17 protein-coding genes are annotated in these 15,195 nt (G+C 72.7%); 13 read left to right on the plus strand and 4 right to left on the minus strand.

The features are described 5' to 3' along the window. Positions 1–40 precede the first annotated feature (40 nt). From H6693_12285 to H6693_12345, 13 genes are all read left to right on the plus strand, one after another. On the plus strand, positions 41–397 hold the full coding sequence (locus H6693_12285) for a high-potential iron-sulfur protein (GenBank protein MCB9516960.1): 357 nt from the start codon (positions 41–43) through the stop codon (positions 395–397). Between the two features lie 111 nt (positions 398–508). Then, a complete protein-coding gene (locus H6693_12290) occupies positions 509–1,750 on the plus strand; it encodes an aminopeptidase (protein ID MCB9516961.1) in 1,242 nt (413 codons plus the stop codon). A gap of 20 nt (positions 1,751–1,770) precedes the next feature. Next, entirely contained in the window at positions 1,771–2,814 is a 1,044-nt protein-coding gene (locus H6693_12295; GenBank protein ID MCB9516962.1) for a DUF1573 domain-containing protein, read from the plus strand. Between the two features lie 7 nt (positions 2,815–2,821). Further along, positions 2,822–3,319: a rhodanese-like domain-containing protein gene (locus tag H6693_12300; GenBank protein MCB9516963.1), complete on the plus strand. Its 498-nt coding sequence runs from the start codon at positions 2,822–2,824 to the stop codon at positions 3,317–3,319. Then, positions 3,316–3,744, plus strand: coding sequence for a DoxX family membrane protein (locus tag H6693_12305; GenBank protein MCB9516964.1), 429 nt, complete (start codon positions 3,316–3,318; stop codon positions 3,742–3,744). Before H6693_12300 ends, H6693_12305 begins: the two co-directional genes overlap by 4 nt. Before the next feature lie 68 nt (positions 3,745–3,812). Next, on the plus strand, positions 3,813–4,460 hold the full coding sequence (locus H6693_12310) for a lamin tail domain-containing protein (protein ID MCB9516965.1): 648 nt from the start codon (positions 3,813–3,815) through the stop codon (positions 4,458–4,460). Positions 4,461–4,555: 95 nt separating this feature from the next. Further along, positions 4,556–6,271 carry a GHKL domain-containing protein gene (locus H6693_12315; protein ID MCB9516966.1) on the plus strand — a complete coding sequence of 572 codons (1,716 nt, stop codon included), beginning with the start codon at positions 4,556–4,558 and terminating at the stop codon, positions 6,269–6,271. After that, positions 6,268–7,269 carry a methylmalonyl Co-A mutase-associated GTPase MeaB gene (meaB, locus tag H6693_12320; protein MCB9516967.1) on the plus strand — a complete coding sequence of 334 codons (1,002 nt, stop codon included), beginning with the start codon at positions 6,268–6,270 and terminating at the stop codon, positions 7,267–7,269. Before H6693_12315 ends, meaB begins: the two co-directional genes overlap by 4 nt. A 16-nt stretch (positions 7,270–7,285) precedes the next feature. Continuing rightward, positions 7,286–7,696 carry a cobalamin B12-binding domain-containing protein gene (locus H6693_12325; protein ID MCB9516968.1) on the plus strand — a complete coding sequence of 137 codons (411 nt, stop codon included), beginning with the start codon at positions 7,286–7,288 and terminating at the stop codon, positions 7,694–7,696. A gap of 56 nt (positions 7,697–7,752) precedes the next feature. Beyond that, the gene (locus H6693_12330) at positions 7,753–8,604 is read left to right on the plus strand and encodes a 3-hydroxybutyryl-CoA dehydrogenase (protein MCB9516969.1); all 852 of its coding nucleotides are present in this window, start codon (positions 7,753–7,755) and stop codon (positions 8,602–8,604) included. A gap of 16 nt (positions 8,605–8,620) precedes the next feature. Next, entirely contained in the window at positions 8,621–9,169 is a 549-nt protein-coding gene (locus H6693_12335; GenBank protein ID MCB9516970.1) for a hypothetical protein, read from the plus strand. A gap of 15 nt (positions 9,170–9,184) precedes the next feature. Beyond that, entirely contained in the window at positions 9,185–9,622 is a 438-nt protein-coding gene (locus H6693_12340) for a hypothetical protein (protein MCB9516971.1), read from the plus strand. 201 nt (positions 9,623–9,823) lie between these two features. Next, positions 9,824–10,996 (plus strand): hypothetical protein, encoded by a 1,173-nt coding sequence (locus tag H6693_12345; GenBank protein MCB9516972.1) that lies wholly within the window; start codon positions 9,824–9,826, stop codon positions 10,994–10,996. Here H6693_12345 and mce read toward each other — a convergent pair. The 4 genes from mce to H6693_12365 are packed head-to-tail and all read right to left on the minus strand — an operon-like array spanning position 10,993 to position 15,194. Then, a complete protein-coding gene (gene mce / locus H6693_12350) occupies positions 10,993–11,433 on the minus strand; it encodes a methylmalonyl-CoA epimerase (protein MCB9516973.1) in 441 nt (146 codons plus the stop codon). The two genes, H6693_12345 and mce, sit on opposite strands and share 4 nt — an antisense overlap. Positions 11,434–11,449: 16 nt before the next feature. Next, positions 11,450–13,135 carry a methylmalonyl-CoA mutase gene (locus tag H6693_12355; GenBank protein ID MCB9516974.1) on the minus strand — a complete coding sequence of 562 codons (1,686 nt, stop codon included), beginning with the start codon at positions 13,133–13,135 and terminating at the stop codon, positions 11,450–11,452. Beyond that, on the minus strand, positions 13,132–13,671 hold the full coding sequence (locus tag H6693_12360) for an acetyl-CoA carboxylase biotin carboxyl carrier protein subunit (GenBank protein MCB9516975.1): 540 nt from the start codon (positions 13,669–13,671) through the stop codon (positions 13,132–13,134). The genes H6693_12355 and H6693_12360 overlap by 4 nt, the downstream gene beginning before the upstream one ends. Next, entirely contained in the window at positions 13,668–15,194 is a 1,527-nt protein-coding gene (locus H6693_12365) for an acetyl-CoA carboxylase biotin carboxylase subunit (protein ID MCB9516976.1), read from the minus strand. The genes H6693_12360 and H6693_12365 overlap by 4 nt, the downstream gene beginning before the upstream one ends. Position 15,195 lies beyond the last annotated feature (1 nt).

Here is a 15,195-nt window from a genome sequence, read left to right on the forward strand (position 1 = left end):
ATCGACACGGTGTCGGCACCGGACCTGAAAGGAGACGAGCATGATGGATCACGATCTCGACCGGCGGGCCTTCCTCAAGCAGGCGGGCCTGCTCGCGGCGCTGGGACTCGGCGCGGTGGCGGTGGGGGGCGCCGGCTGCGGCGGCGGGGGCTCCGAGAGCGCCTGCGACGACCTCAGCGGGCTCAGCGCGGCCGACAAGCAGACGCGCGTGACCTACGGCTACCGGAACCCGTCCCTGATCGAGGCCAAGCACTGCGCCAACTGCAACTTCTACACGCCGCCGCCGGCGGGACAGCACTGCGGCTCCTGCACGCTGGTCAAGGGTCCCGTCGCCCCGACCGGCTACTGCAACAGCTGGGCGGCCCCGGTGCCCAAGGACTCCACCCAGGTCGGCTAGCGGGAACCCGGACGGCGGGGGAGTGTTGCAGAGCGCCGCACCCCCGCCCATGCCGGCTGGCCCCGGTTCGATCACGCCCGCGTCCGACAACCCCATGAGCGAGGATGAGGCATGAGCCCCGATTTCGAACGCAAGCTGGACAACTACGCCCGACTGGCCGTGGAGGTGGGGGTGGGCCTCGCCCCCGGACAGCGTCTGCTGCTGCGCGCGCCGGTGGAGTGCGCCGATCTGGCCCGCCGGATCACCGTGGCCGCCTACCGCGCGGGCGCGCTTCTGGTGGACGTGCTCTTCGACGACGAGGCGAACACCCTGAGCCGCTTCCAGCATGCGCCGGAGGCGTCCTTCGACGAGATCTCCACCTGGTCGGCGGACGCCCTGATCAAGGCGTCCGAGCGCGGCGACGCGATCCTGCGCGTCCACGGCAGCAACCCGGACCTGCTGGCCGGGCAGAACGGCGGGCACATCGCCAGGGTGCAGAAGAACCTGCAGCGCTACAGCGAGCCCTTCTCGCGGCGGATCAGCGCCAAGGAGGTCAACTGGAGCATCGTGGCCGCCCCCGTGCTGCCCTGGGCGAGGCGCGTCTTCCCCGAGCTGGCGCCGGAGGCGGCGATGGACGCCCTCTGGGAGGAGATCTTCCGCATCTGCCGCGCCGACCGGGACGATCCCGTCGCGGCCTGGCGCGAGCACACCGCGGCGCTCAAGCGCCGCCGCAGCCACCTGGACGGGAAGCAGTACCGCGCGCTGCGCTATCGCGGCCCCGGCACCGACCTGGAGCTGGGATTGCCCGAGGGCCACTGCTGGATGGGCGGCGTCAGCCACGACCGCGGGGGCCACGCCTTCGTCGCCAACATGCCCACCGAAGAGGTCTTCTCGCTGCCGCACCGCGAGCGCGCCCAGGGCACCGTCGCCGCGAGCATGCCGCTGGCCTACGCCGGCAGCCTGATCGAGGGCATCCGCCTGCGCTTCGAGGGCGGGCGGGTGGTGGAGGCCCACGCCGACAAGGGCGAGGCCGCCCTCACGAGCCTGCTGGACACCGACGAGGGCGCGCGCCGGCTCGGCGAGGTGGCCCTGGTGCCGCAGAGCTCGCCCATCGCGCAGGCGGGACGCCTCTACTACACGACGCTCTACGACGAGAACGCCGCCAGCCACCTGGCCGTCGGGCGCGCCTATCGCGTCTGCCTGACGGGCGGGGTGGACATGGACGACGCGGCCTTCCGCGCCGCTGGCGGCAATGACAGCCTTGCCCATGTGGACTTCATGATCGGCTCCGGCCAGATGGACGTGGACGGCGTGCTCGCCGACGGTGGGGTGGAAGCGGTGATGCGCGGCGGCGAGTGGGCCGTCGAGGTCTGATCGCAGTGGAAAGGAACAGCATGCTCGCTACACCCCCGCGCGGACGCCTATGGCGCGCCGCTTCGGCCCTGACCCTGACCCTCCTGCTCGCCGTGCCCGCGCTGGCGACGGCCGCGCCGCGCATGCGCCTGTCGGCCACCAGCGTGGACTTCGGCCGCGTCGCGCAGCAGCAGGTCTTCAAGCGCGAGGTCACCATCCAGAACACGGGCGACGCGCCGCTGGAGCTCAGCGGCGTCTACACCTCCTGCTCCTGCACGGAGGTGTCGACGCGGGACACGAGCGTGCCGCCGGGCGGCAGCACCGTGCTGGACGTGACCTTCCACAGCCGCGACCTCTCCGGCGAGAACAACAAGATCATCGAGATCAACAGCAACGATCCGAACCAGTCGCTCGTGGAACTGCCGCTCAAGGCCTTCGTGGCCGCGCCGATCCTGGTGGAGCCGAGCGACCGCAACCTCGACTTCGGCACGGTGAACCGCGGCGAGAGCCCGTCGCTCACGGCGACGCTCAAGGCCGACGGCAAGCCCACCCTCTCCGCCACCCTCGAAGACGACGGCGACGCCTCCCGCCGCTTCGGCGCCGCGCTCACCCCGGGCGGCAGCGCCGACACGGCCGTCCTCGAGCTGCGGCTCAAGCCCGACGCCATCGCCGGCCCCTTCCGGCAGGTCCTCCGCGTGGAGACCGGCGACGCGCGCATGCCGACCCTCGACTTCACCGTGACCGGCACCATCCTGGGCGACCTCACCACGTCGCCGGGCCGTGTCAACTTCCGCTTCGTGAAGCCGGGGCAGGAGCTCAGCAAGGAGATCGCGGTCAAGCCCAAGGCCGCCGCGCTCGCCTTCACGGTGACCGGCGCGAGCGTCGACCTGCCCGGCCTGAGCGCGGAGGTGCTCGCCGACGGCAGCGGCGGCGACGCCCGCGTGCGGATCAGCGGCACCGCCCTCGCCGCGGAGGACTCCCTCGCGGTGGCCAGCCAGGGCCGGCTCAAGAGCCACCTGCACATCTACACCGACCGTCCCGAGGAGCCGGAGCTCCAGGTGGACGTGCTCTACATGCTGCGCTAGGGGAGCGATGGCCGTCACTGAGGGCTTCGGGACGCGGCGGGTGCTGGGCGAGGCGGCGGTGGTCGTCGCGCTCAGCCTGGCGGCCGCGGCCGCGGCCTGGATCGGCGCCTCGCCGCGCCTGCCGCTCGTGGCGGACCGCGAGGTCTACGAGTTCGAGCTCAAGCAGCCCCTGCTCGGCGCCGCAGACGCCCTCGCCCTCTACGCCGCCGGCAGTCATCTCTTCGTGGACACGCGGCCGGTGGAGCTCGAGGACGTGGACCACGTGCCCGGCGCCATCGCGCTGCGTCCCGACCGCTTCGACGACGACCTGCGCGCCGTCGTCGACTTCCTCACGCCCGACGAGCCCATCCTGCTCTACGGCGGCGGCGACGACCTGCAGGCCACGGCGGCGGTGGCGGGCCAGCTCGCCGCGCGGGGCTACGCCGACCTGACGCTGCTCGACGGCGGTTTCCCCGCCTGGCGCGCCGCCGGCGGCGAGGTGGAGGCCGGGGAGGGGGCGCCGTGAGCGCGGCCCGGATCACGCTGCCGGCCTGGTTCGCCTGGCTCGTCGCGCTCGCCGTGGGCGGCACCTTCGTTGTCGCCTCCCTGGACAAGATCGCCAACCCCGGCGACTTCGCGCAGTCCGTCTACCACTACCGCATGCTGCCGCTGGCGCTGCTCCACCCCTTCGCGCTGCTGCTGCCCTGGGTCGAACTGCTGGGCGGCCTCGCGCTGCTCGCGCCGCCGCTGCGCCGGGGCGGGGCGCTGCTGGTGGGGCTGATGAACGTCATGTTCATCGTCGCGCTGGCCGCCGCGATGGCGCGCGGCCTGGACATCCACTGCGGCTGCTTCAGCGCCGGCGGCGGCCACGGCGTGTCGCTGGGGCTGATCGCGCGCGACGTCCTCCTGCTCGCCGGCTGCGTGCTGCTGCTCCTCGCCCGGCGCCGCTGAGAGCCGGGCACAGCCCTTGCGATGACCCCCGCGCCCCCTCCTCCCGCATCTTCGACGAGGAGGCATGCGTGCACCACTCCAGCGCGGTGCGGCTGGCGAGCCTGCTGGCGCCACTGTTCCTGATTCTCATGCTGCCCGTGGGCAGCGTGGCCGAGGTGGTCATCAACGAGGTGCTGGCCGATCCGGTGAGCGACTGGTCCGGCGACGGCATCATCGACTTCAAGAACGACGAGTGGGTGGAGATCGCCAACGCCGGTCCCGACCCGGTGGATCTGGACGGCTACTGGCTCTCGGACGCGGGCACCGACCCCGCCGTGCGCTACCGCTTCAGCGGCAGCCTGGCGTCGGGGGAGACCTTCGTGGTGACCGGCGCGATGGCCGTGGCCTGGCAGATGGACACCGGAAACGGGAGCGCCGGTCTCAGCCTGAGCAACTCGGGCGGCGAGGTGGCCCTCTTCCACGACGTCGGCGCCGAGACCACCCAGGTGGACCTGATCGCCTACGTCAGCTACCAGATGGACGACGACCGGTCGCTCGGACGCTTCCCCAACGCCGGCGAGGACTGGATCCTCTACGACGGCCTGAACATCTACCACGGGAACCAGATCCCGGGGTCGACGGGCTGCCTGCCGAGCTTCGGGACCGCGAACGTCTGCGAGCACACGCCGGCCGGCGACGCCAACTGGGGACGGGTCAAGTCGCACTACGGCGGCTGACGGGCCGGGCGGGGCGGGCACTCCGCCCCGCCCGCGCTCCCGCGGGCGCGGTGGACCGGCCGGGGACCCTGTGCTAGAGTGCGCGCGGGAGGGCCATGGTCGCCAATCGCCAGGTCTGCTGGGAGCTGTTTCGCTGCAGGGATCGCAGCTGTCCCGTCTATGGCGATCACATCGTGGGCAGCCCCGTGCTCATGCGCGTCGACGCCGCCGAGGTGGCGCAGTGGCGCAGCGGGCTGCTGGGTCCGGTGGAGGCGCTGAGCTGCCAGTACTTCCGCCGGCTGCGCGAGCGGGGACGCGGCCGCCGCGCCGTGGACCGCAACCTGGACCTCTTCCTCGAGCGCGCGCTGCGGCGCGCGGCGTCCTTCCAGCGCCGGCTGGCCATCTACGAGAGCAGCGAGCACACCGGCGCGCAGCTCGACGAGCTCAGCCTCCTGGGGCAGTTCAGCCAGCTCATCCCCAACCTCGGCTCCATCCGCGAGGTCTGCTTCGCGCTGCTCACCGTGGTGACGGCGGGACAGGGCCTCGGCTTCAACCGCGCGATGCTCTTCTGGAAGGATCCGGAGGAGGCCCGCGTGGGCGGCCACTGCGCCATCGGCCCCGGCGACGACGCCGAGGCCAGCCGCATCTGGGCGGAGCTGGCCGAGCAGGAGCCCTGGCTCGATCTGCGCGAGCTGGTCACCCGCGGCCTGGCCGGCGCGCCCGAGGAGGCGCCGCTGGCCCGGCGCATCCGCGAGCTGACCTTCGCCGTGCCCGAGCCGGCGAGCCGCTTCACGCGCGCGCTGCACGAGCTGCAGGAGCTGCACGGCGACGAGCTCGAGCACCCGACGGACCGGATGCTGGTGCAGCGTCTCGACCTGCAGCACTTCGTCACGCTGCCGCTGGTGCGCGCCGAGCGGAGCCTCGGCTTCCTGCTGGTGGACAACCGCTACAGCGGCGTGGTGCTGGCGCCGGAGCGCGTGGACGTCCTCCAGGTGCTGGTGCGCTTCGCCACGGGCATCCTCGAGAACCTGCTGCTGCGGGAGTCGCTGGAGCGGACCCTGGCGCGCAGCCAGGCCAGCGCGGAGGTGCTGGCGGAGATCCGTCGGCGCGTGAATCGCGCCGAGAAGCTGGCCGCCAGCGGCGAGCTCTCGGCCGCCGTGGCGCACGAGATCCGCAACCCGCTCACGGCCATCGGGGGCTTCAGCCGCCGCCTGCTGCGCAGCGCCAGCCTGGCCGAGGTGGATCGGCGCACCGTGCAGGTCATCGCCGACGAGGCCCTGCGCCTCGAGGAGACCCTGGGCCGCCTGCTGCACAGCGCCCAGCGCGAGGAGCTGCAGGTGCACCCCGTGGACCTCAACGACCTGGCGCGCGACATCGAGGGCCTGCTGCGCGACCGCGTGGCGGAGGCGGGCATCCGGCTCACCAGCGAGCTCGAGCCCGCGCTTCCGCGCACCACGCTGGATGAGCGCCGCATCCGCCAGGTGATCCTCAACCTCGTGCAGAACGCGATCGAGGCCATCGAGGGGCGCGGGGAGATCCGTCTCGAGACCGAGCGCGACGAGGGCTGGCTGCTGCTGCACGTGGTCGACAACGGCTGCGGCATGGATGCCGAGCAGCAGAAGCGCATCTTCCGCGCCTTCTACTCCACCAAGGACGCGGGCACCGGCCTCGGCCTCGCCATCTCCCAGCGCATCGTGCGCCAGCACGGCGGCGAGCTCAGCGTGGAGAGCAGCCCCGGCCTGGGCACGCGCTTCAGCCTGCGACTGCCGCTGCGGGCCGGCGCGCAGGCGGGCGTGGCGCGCGAGGCCGCCAGCGAGGGGGACGGTCAGTGACCGCCGCCATCGAGGCGCTGCTGCGGGACTTCGAGGCCGGCCGGCCGCGGGCGCTGGCGCGGCTGATCTCGCTCATCGAGGACGAGGCCCCCGGCGCGCGCGAACTCGAGGCCTGGGCGCTGGCGCGGGCCGGCCAAGGTTACCGTGTGGGCATGACGGGCCCGCCCGGCGCCGGCAAGAGCAGCCTCCTCGACGGCCTCCTGCGCGCCTACGGCGCGCGCGGCCTGCGTCTCGGCGTGCTCGCCGTGGACCCCAGCAGCCCCTTCACGGGGGGCGCGCTGCTCGGCGACCGCATCCGCATGCACGAGGCCTCGCGCGACGCGGGCGTCTTCATCCGCAGCCTCGGCAGCCGGGGCAGCCTGGGCGGGCTCAGCGCGCGCACCGAGGCGGTGGCCGACCTGCTGGACGCCTTCGGCCACGCGCGCATCTTCATCGAGACCGTGGGCGTGGGGCAGAGCGAGCTGGACATCGTGGAGAACTGCTTCAGCACGGTGGTGGTGCTCACGCCGGAGAGCGGCGACGGCATCCAGACCATGAAGGCCGGCCTCATGGAGATCGGCGACCTCTTTGTGGTCAACAAGGCCGACCGCGACGGCGCCGAGCGCCTCGCCGGCGAACTGGAGGCGACCCTGTCGGGCCGCGGGCCGCGGGAGGGCTGGCTGCCGCCGGTGCTGCGCACCGTGGCCACCGACGCCGCACGCGGCGTCGAGGCGCTGGTGGACGCCATCGAGTCCCACCGCGAGTTCCTCGCGCGCGAGGGACGGCTCGCCCTGCGGCGGCACGAGGCCGTCGCGCGCCGCGCGCGCGCCGCCGTGGACGCCGCCGTGGGCGCTGCGTTGTGGGGCGACGGCAATCGTATGCGTGTGGTGGAGAACGGGGTTGCAAAGCTTCTCGACGGACGGATAGGCTTCGACGCGCTCGTGTCCTCGGCGCTGCCGGCGGACCTGGGCTGCCTCGAGGCGGCGCCCGACCCGGGCGCGCGAACGCCGGACGACTGAGCGCGGCGGGGGACGCATGGACGAACGCATTCGAGTACTGGTGGCCAAGCCGGGCCTGGACGGCCACGACCGCGGCGCGCGCGTGATCGCCGCCGCCCTCGTGGACGCGGGCATGGAGGTCATCTACACGGGCCTGCACCAGACGCCCGAGATGATCGTGGAGGCCGCCGTCCAGGAAGACGTGGACGTGGTCGGCCTCAGCGTCCTCTCCGGCGCGCACATGAGCCTGATCCCGCGCGTGAAGGAGCTGCTCGTGGCGGCCGGCGCGGACGACGTGCTGATCACCGGCGGCGGGATCATCCCCGCCGAGGACGCCGAGGCGCTGGCGGCCCAGGGCGTCGGCAAGCTCTTCGGCCCGGGGACCGACACCCGGGCGGTGGTGGACTACATTCGGGAGGAAGTGGCCAGGCGCCGCGAACGCGCCTGACAGGGCGGGGGAAACCCCGAGAACCGTGCCTCGTAGAGGGGGCTCCGGGAGGTGTCATGAACGAGAAGGCAGTGCTCGTGATCGGCGCGGGCACCATGGGCAACGGCATCGCGCAGGTCTTCGCCGCCAGCGGCTTTTCCGTGACGCTGGTGGACGTCAACCAGGGCCTGCTGGACCGCGGGCTCGGCGCCATCGGCAAGAGCCTGGACCGCATGGTCAAGAAGGAGCTCATCGCCGAGAGCGACAAGACTGCCATCCTGGGCCGCATCCAGCCCAGCGTCGGCATGCCCGAGCGCTCGGACGCCTTCCTGGCCATCGAGGCCGCCACCGAGAACCTGGCCGTGAAGCACCAGCTCTTCGCCGCGCTGGACAAGGCCCACGCCCCCGAGGCGATCCTGGCCAGCAACACGTCGAGCATCTCGCTCTGCACGCTGGCGGGGCCGCTGAGCCATCGCGAGCGGGTCATCGGCATGCACTTCATGAACCCGGTGCCGGTGATGAAGCTCGTGGAAGTGATCCGCGCGCTGGACACCAGCGACGCGGTGACCGAGCGCGTGGTGTCCCTGTCCAAGGAGCTGGGCAAGACGCCCGTGGTGGTGAACGACTACCCGGGTTTCGTGTCCAACCGCATCCTGATGCCCATGATCAACGAGGCCGTCTACACGCTCCAGGAGGGCGTGGCCGACCGCGACGCCATCGACACCATCATGAAGCTCGGCATGGCGCACCCCATGGGACCGCTGCAGCTCGCGGACCTGATCGGGCTCGACGTCTGCCTCTTCATCATGGAGGTGCTGCACCGGGACCTGGGCGACAGCAAGTACCGCCCCTGCCCGCTGCTCCGGAAGATGGTCGACGCGGGGCGGCTGGGCCGCAAGAGCGGCCGCGGCTTCTACGACTACGAATGACGAAGGGAGAGTCCCGATGAAGTCCAGTCGCGCGCTCGCCGTCCTCCTGCTCTGCCTGCTGCTGCCGGCGGCGGTCTCGGCGCAGGACTACTCGCCAGCGCCGGTGAGCCGCGAGGGCGCGATGCTGCGCAGTCTCGTCATCCCCGGTCTGGGGCAGATCGAGCAGGGGCGCGTCGGGCGCGGCGCGCTCTGGGCCGGCGGCGCCGCGGCGCTGGCCGGCGCCACCTTCTTCGCGCACATGGAGTACCACAGCGCGGCGAAGGACTTCGAGAACGCGCGGGACAGCTACCAGCGCGCCCTCGCCGACGGCGACACGGACGGCGCCTACCAGGACTACCTGGACATGCAGCGGCTGGAACCCATCGCCGACGACCGCCAGGGCACCCGGCGCAACCTGGAGATCGCGCTGGGGCTCTGGTGGGCCGGCAGCCTGGTGGACACCTGGCTGTTCAATCATGACGACGGGGGTGACGCTGGTGAACTCGCTCGAGGGGCTCTCCCGGGGCGGCTGAGCCCCGTACTCCGTGGCGAGGCGGCCGGCCTGGCCTGGACCCTGGACTTCTAGCGGCGGGAGGATCCCATGCGACGCAGCCTGAGCACCCCGAGCGCCTTCGTCCTCGTCCTGCTGGCGGCGATTCTCGGCGCCTGCACGCAGGAGCACGATCCGCTGGCCGAGCGCTTTCCCCTGCCCGTGATCACCGAGGCGCGGCAGGTGGACTCGCAGACGGTCCAGCTGGCCTGGAACGCCCCCAATCCCGAGGGAGTGGACGAGTTCCGCCTCTACGTCGGCCTCTACGCCAATCTCGGCTTCACCGTGCTCGACGTGGACTCCCTCTACACCACGACCTCCGAGACCAGCTACACCTACGTGGATCCTGGCCTCGCCTTCGTCGACAGCGGGCTCTGCGAGCAGGCCGGCCTCTGCGACACGCTCGCCGCCTACGCCTACTTCCGCGTAAGCGCCGTGCGCGCGGGCGTGGAGAGCGATCCCGGCCCGCGGGCCTTCATCGATCGCTAGGCGCTAGGCGCCCGGACGCCAGGCTGGCCCGCAACTTGATTTGACGACTCCCGTCGCCCCGCGCGGCGGGAGTTCGTGTTTCAAGTCCCTGCGTGGACGCCACTTGGCGATCCGCGTTCCGGGGACGCCGCCGGTGGCCGGCGAGAAAGCGGCCGACCGGACGAATCCTCGCCAGCGCGGGCAGCCCGACCGGGAGGAACCATGCGCCGGATCACCCTCGCCGTCCTGCTCGCCTCGCTGCTCGTGCCCTCGGCCGCCTCGGCCGGCGACGACGGCGAGTGGATCGACCTCGCCACGCTGAAGCAGGCGAGCGTCCACAGCGACGCCGAGCTGCCGCCCTCGCCCGCGCCGGTGACCACCCAGGCGCCCGCGCCCGAGGCGACCGCGAAGGCGCCCGCCGCCCCGGCGGAGGACCCGCCGCCGCTGGAGCTGCCGCACCGCTTCCACTGGCAGGGCGAGCTGCGCGAGCTGGGCCGTGTGGGCTACGTCTACCTGGGGGACTACTACGCGGTGGAGGAGCGCGACTTCGGCAAGGCCGAGACCTGCTACGAGTACGCGCTGCGGCCGTGGCCCGAGTGCGGCCCCATCCAGACGCGGCTCGAACTGCTGAGCCTCTTCACCGGCGACTGGCTGCGCGCCGCCGAGTCCATGCAGGTGGGCTTCGACCAGGGCGCGCCGCCGCGCGTGACGCAGGACTACGGCATCGACGCCTCGACGCCGTTGACCTCGTCGAAGGAAGCGGACGTCCCCGCCGTCCCCGCCATCCTCTTCCGCAACGCGCTGGTGCAGGCGCGCCAGGTCGAGGCGACGCCCGACCAGGAGGCGCCGCGGGGCTTCCTCGTGGGACGTCTGCTGGCTTTCCTCGGCGAGACCGAGGCGGCCATCGAGGCGCTCGGTCCCGTCGCCCTGGACGAGGACGAGACCGCCGCGCCCTGGAACTTCCAGGCCGCCAGCCAGCGCGCGGCGATGTACCTGGAGGCCTGGCAGCCCGAGCTGGCCTACGTGAACCTGCTCCAGGCGGAGGCGCTGGCCGGCGAGCACCCCGTGCTCATGGACCGCATCGCGGCGCTCGAGCGCGACATGGCCCTGGTGGCCGCGCCCGGCGAGGGCGACACGGCGACGGTGGTGGTGAGCATCCTCGGCCGGCAGGGCCAGGGGCGCTGGATCCTGAGCCCGCCCGACCTGGACTTCGACGGCCGCGTGGACGTGGCCGCGGTGGCCGGGCAGACGCTGGGCGAGGAGCAGGTGCTCTCGCCGCAGCTGCTCTACCGCGGGCACGACTACTGGCTGATGGCCGCGCCGCTGGGCAGCGACGTGCAGGCCTGGGAGGCGGGCGCCACCGTGACGCTGGTCGGCGCGCGCAGCCGCGGCTAGCGGCCGCGGGGGTACTCCACGAGCTCGAGCAGCACGCCCAGGGTGTCCTTGGGGTGCAGGAAGCAGATGCGCAGGCCGCCCGCGCCCAGGCTGGGCTTGGCGAGCGGGCGCAGGCCGCGCTGCGCCAGCTGGGTGAGCGCGGCGTCCAGGTCGGCCACCTCGAAGGCGATCTGCTGCAGCCCTTCGCCGCGACGGTCGAGGAAGCGGGCGATGGGACTGTCGTCGCCGAGCGGCGCCAGCAGCTCGAGCCGGCAGTTGCCGCCGTCGAGCAGGATGACCTCGACGCCCTGGGCCGGCAGCCGCTCGCGGGCCAGCTCGGTGAAGCCGAGCAGCTCCACGTAGCGGATCCGCGCGGCCTCGAGGTCCTGCACGGCGACGCCCACGTGGTCGAGCCGTCGCCAGATCCCCGCGGGGAGCTTCTCCTCGTAGCGCTTCATCGCAGTCATGCTCACCTCAGTTGCCGGGCCGGTACTGTCCGAACACCGCGCGCAGGACGTCGCAGGTCTCGCCGAGCGTGGCGCCCGCGGCGAGCGCGTCCTTGAGCGGGGGGAGGAGCGGCGTCGTGGACCGGGCCGCCGCGTCCAGGCGCTCGAGGGCGGACGTCACCGCGTCAGCGTCGCGCGATTCGCGCCAGCGCGCCAGGCGCTCGCACTGCTGCGCCTCGAGCGCGGGGTCGAGGCGGAAGCGTTCGGCCGCGGCCTGCCGCTCGTCCTCGGTGTAGCAGTTCACGCCCACCTGCTCCTGCGCGCCGGACTCGATGGCGCGCTGCGTGCGGTAGGCGGCCTCGCCGATCTGCTGCTTCTGGAAGCCCGCCTCGATGGCGCGGGCCGCGCCGCCCAGGCTCTCCACCGCGTTGACCAGCGCGCGGGCCTCCTCTTCGAGATCGCGCGTCCAGCGCTCCACCAGGTAGCTGCCCGCCAGCGGATCGACGCTGTCGGCCACGCCGCTCTCCGCCGCGAGGATCTGCTGCGTGCGCAGGGCCAGGCGGGCGCTGGCTTCGCCGGGCAGGGCCAGCGCCTCGTCGAAGCTGTTGGTGTGCAGGCTCTGCGTGCCGCCCAGCACCGCGGCCAGGGCCTGCACGGTGACCCGCACGACGTTGTTCAGCGGCTGCTGCGCGGTCAGCGTGCTGCCGGCGGTCTGGCTGTGGAAGCGCAGCTTCATCAGGCCGGGCGCGCTCACCTGGAAGTGCTCGGCGAGGAGACGCGTCCAGAGCCGGCGCGCGGCGCGGAACTTGGCGACCTCCTCGAAGAGGTTGTTGTGGACGTTGAAGAAGAAGGACAGGCGCGGCAGGAAGTCCTCCAGCGCGAGGCCCGCGCTCCGCGCCGCGCGCACGTACTCGAGCGCGTTGGCGAAGGTGAAGCCCAGCTCCTGCGCCGCGGTGGAGCCCGCCTCGCGGATGTGGTAGCCGCTGATCGAGATGGTGTTGAAGCGCGGCGCATGCTCGGCGCACCAGGCGAAGGTGTCGGTGATCAGCCGCAGGCTCGGCCCGGGCGGATAGATGTAGGTGCCGCGGGCGATGTACTCCTTGAGCACGTCGTTCTGGATCGTCCCGCGCAGGCGCTCGCTCGGCACGCCCTGGCGCTCGGCGGCCAGCGCGTAGAAGAGCAGGAGCTGGGCGGCGGGCGCGTTGATGGTCATCGAGCTGCTCACCGCGCCCAGGTCGATCGCCTCGAAGAGTCGCTCCATGTCCGCCCGCGACGCGATGGCCACGCCCACGCGCCCGACTTCGCCGAGGGCGTAGGGGTGGTCGGAGTCGTAGCCCATCTGCGTGGGCAGGTCGAAGGCCGTGGACAGGCCCGTCTGTCCGCGCTCCATGAGATAGCGGAAGCGCGCGTTGGTCTCCTCGGCCGAGCCGAAGCCCGCGTACTGCCGCATGGTCCAGAGGCGGCCGCGATACTGGTTGGGCTGCACGCCGCGCACGAAGGGCGGCTCGCCGGGCAGGCCGAGCTCGGCGGCCGGGTCGAAGTCGGCGAGGTCGTCGGGGCCGTAGAGCGCGTGGACGTCCCGGCCCGAGGGCGTTTCGAAGGACGCGCGGCGGTCGGCAGCCTTCGCGCGATGCGGCTCCAGCGTCTCGGCCGTCCAGCGCTCGCGGGCGGCGCGGTAGGTGGCGGCAGGATCCTTGGGCGTGCCGGCGCTCATGCGTCCTCCCCGTCGCGGGTCACGCGCGCGAGCAGGGCGTTCGTCTCCACCAGCTGGCCGTCCTTCACGAGGATCTCCTGGACCACGCCGTCCAGCTCGCTGGCCAGCTCGTTCTGCATCTTCATGGCCTCGAGGACGAGCAGGCCCTGGCCACGGGTCACGCGCTCGCCGGGCGCGGCCAGCGCGCGCAGCACGATCCCGGGCATGGGCGCGCGCAGCTCGAAGAGGCCGTGGGCCGCGGCGGTGGGGGCGAGGGCGTCGACGGCGGCTTCGAGCTCGTCGCGCACGGTGAGCTCCACCTGCTCGCCGATGGCGCCGACCACGAAGCGTCCCGTCTCCCAGTCGGTCTCCACCAAGTCGACCAGGTAGGAGTGGTCGCCGACGATCAGCGACAGCACCTGGTCGCGCTCCACCACCGTCTGCTCCACGAGGCGCTCCACGCCGTCCACGGTGATGGACCAGCGCTCGCCCTGGGGGGCGATCGAAACGTCGTGGGTCTGCTCGCCGAGGCGGACGACGTAGCGCGTGGCGCTCATGACTGGCTCCTTCGCATCACGGCCTCGCGGCGCGCGGTCTGCCGCCAGCGGCTGGGCAGGCAGTCCGAGGCCGCGGCCTGGTCGAAGTTGAGGCGGCGGCCGTGCAGGTGCGCGGCCAGCACGGCGGCGAGGACGGCCACGTCGGGCACCCGCGGGTCGTGGCGGATCTCGGTGGGGTCGAAGCGCTCGTCGATGAAGTGCGTGTCGCAGTCGCCCGCGGCGAAGGCCTCCTGCCCCAGCAGCCACTGGTGGAAGGGGATGTTCGTCTTGATGCCCGCGATGGCGTACTCCTGGAAGGCCTGGCGCGCGCGGCGGATGACGTCGGTGCGGTCCGCGCCGTAGACCACCAGCTTGCTCAGCAGGGGGTCGTAGTAGACGGGCACCTCGTACTTCTCGTAGATGCCGCTGTCGTGGCGCAGGCCGGGGCCCGCCGGCAGGCGCAGGCGCTGGATCTTGCCCGTGGAGGGCAGGAAGCCGCGCTCGGGGTCCTCGGCGTAGATGCGGAACTCCATGGCCCAGCCGCGCCGGCTCACCTGCTCCTGCGTCAGCGGCAGGCGTTCGCCGGCCGCCACCTGAAGCTGCATCTCCACGAGGTCGAGGCCGGTGACCAGCTCGGTGACCGGGTGCTCCACCTGGAGGCGCGTGTTCATCTCGAGGAAGTAGAAGTTGCGCGCCGCGTCGACGATGCACTCCACCGTCCCCGCGCCCACGTAGTCCACGGCGCGCGCGGCCTGCACGGCCATCGCGCCCATGGCCTCGCGCATCTCCGGCGTGACGAAGGGGCTCGGGCTCTCCTCGACCACCTTCTGGTGCCGCCGCTGGATCGAGCACTCGCGCTCGCCCAGGTGGATGCAGCCGCCGTGCTGGTCGGCCATCACCTGGATCTCGATGTGACGCGGCTTCTCGATGTACTTCTCCACGAAGACGGCGTCGTCGGCGAAGGCCTTGCCCGCCTCCTCGCGCGTGGCGCGCAGCGCGCCCGCCAGCTGCGCCGGATCGCGGACCACGCGCATGCCCTTGCCGCCGCCGCCGGCCGCGGCCTTGAGCATGACGGGGTAGCCCATCTCGCCGGCCAGGCGCGCGGCCTCGGCCGGGTCGGTGACGGCGCCGTCGCTGCCGGGGATCACGCGCACGCCGGCCTCCAGCATGAGGGCGCGGGCGCGCAGCTTGTTGCCCATGGCGGCCATGGCCGCCGGCGGCGGACCGATGAAGGCGATGCCCGCGTCGGCGAGCGCCGTGGCGAAGTCCGGGTTCTCGGAGAGGAAGCCGTAGCCGGGGTGCACGGCGTCCGCGCCGGCGCGGCGGGCCGCGTCCACCAGCTTGTCGATGCGCAGGTAGCTCTCGGCGCTGGTCACGCCGCCGAGCGGCAGGGCCTGCTCGGCGTAGAAGACGTGGGGGGCCTGGCGGTCCACGTCGCTGTAGACGGCCACCGACTCCACGCCCAGCTTGCGCAGCGTGCGCATCACGCGCAGCGCGATCTCGCCACGGTTGGCCACGAGCACCTTGCGGAAGGGTGGGGTCATC

Source organism: Candidatus Latescibacterota bacterium, assembly GCA_020633725.1.
In the GTDB taxonomy this organism is placed as follows: Bacteria; Krumholzibacteriota; Krumholzibacteriia; order JACNKJ01; family JACNKJ01; genus VGXI01.

Bases quoted from the DNA above. Each gene is read 5' to 3' on its own strand.
- H6693_12330 (MCB9516969.1), top strand. From the start codon at position 7,753: ATGAACGAGAAGGCAGTGCTCGTGATCGGCGCGGGCACCATGGGCAAC.
- H6693_12365 (MCB9516976.1), bottom strand. From the start codon at position 15,194: ATGACCCCACCCTTCCGCAAGGTGCTCGTGGCCAACCGTGGCGAGATC.
- H6693_12290 (MCB9516961.1), top strand. From the start codon at position 509: ATGAGCCCCGATTTCGAACGCAAGCTGGACAACTACGCCCGACTGGCC.
- H6693_12340 (MCB9516971.1), top strand. From the start codon at position 9,185: ATGCGACGCAGCCTGAGCACCCCGAGCGCCTTCGTCCTCGTCCTGCTG.
- mce (MCB9516973.1), bottom strand. From the start codon at position 11,433: ATGAAGCGCTACGAGGAGAAGCTCCCCGCGGGGATCTGGCGACGGCTC.
- H6693_12295 (MCB9516962.1), top strand. From the start codon at position 1,771: ATGCTCGCTACACCCCCGCGCGGACGCCTATGGCGCGCCGCTTCGGCC.
- H6693_12300 (MCB9516963.1), top strand. From the start codon at position 2,822: ATGGCCGTCACTGAGGGCTTCGGGACGCGGCGGGTGCTGGGCGAGGCG.
- H6693_12335 (MCB9516970.1), top strand. From the start codon at position 8,621: ATGAAGTCCAGTCGCGCGCTCGCCGTCCTCCTGCTCTGCCTGCTGCTG.
- H6693_12355 (MCB9516974.1), bottom strand. From the start codon at position 13,135: ATGAGCGCCGGCACGCCCAAGGATCCTGCCGCCACCTACCGCGCCGCC.
- H6693_12360 (MCB9516975.1), bottom strand. From the start codon at position 13,671: ATGAGCGCCACGCGCTACGTCGTCCGCCTCGGCGAGCAGACCCACGAC.
- H6693_12285 (MCB9516960.1), top strand. From the start codon at position 41: ATGATGGATCACGATCTCGACCGGCGGGCCTTCCTCAAGCAGGCGGGC.
- H6693_12345 (MCB9516972.1), top strand. From the start codon at position 9,824: ATGCGCCGGATCACCCTCGCCGTCCTGCTCGCCTCGCTGCTCGTGCCC.
- H6693_12315 (MCB9516966.1), top strand. From the start codon at position 4,556: ATGGTCGCCAATCGCCAGGTCTGCTGGGAGCTGTTTCGCTGCAGGGAT.
- H6693_12325 (MCB9516968.1), top strand. From the start codon at position 7,286: ATGGACGAACGCATTCGAGTACTGGTGGCCAAGCCGGGCCTGGACGGC.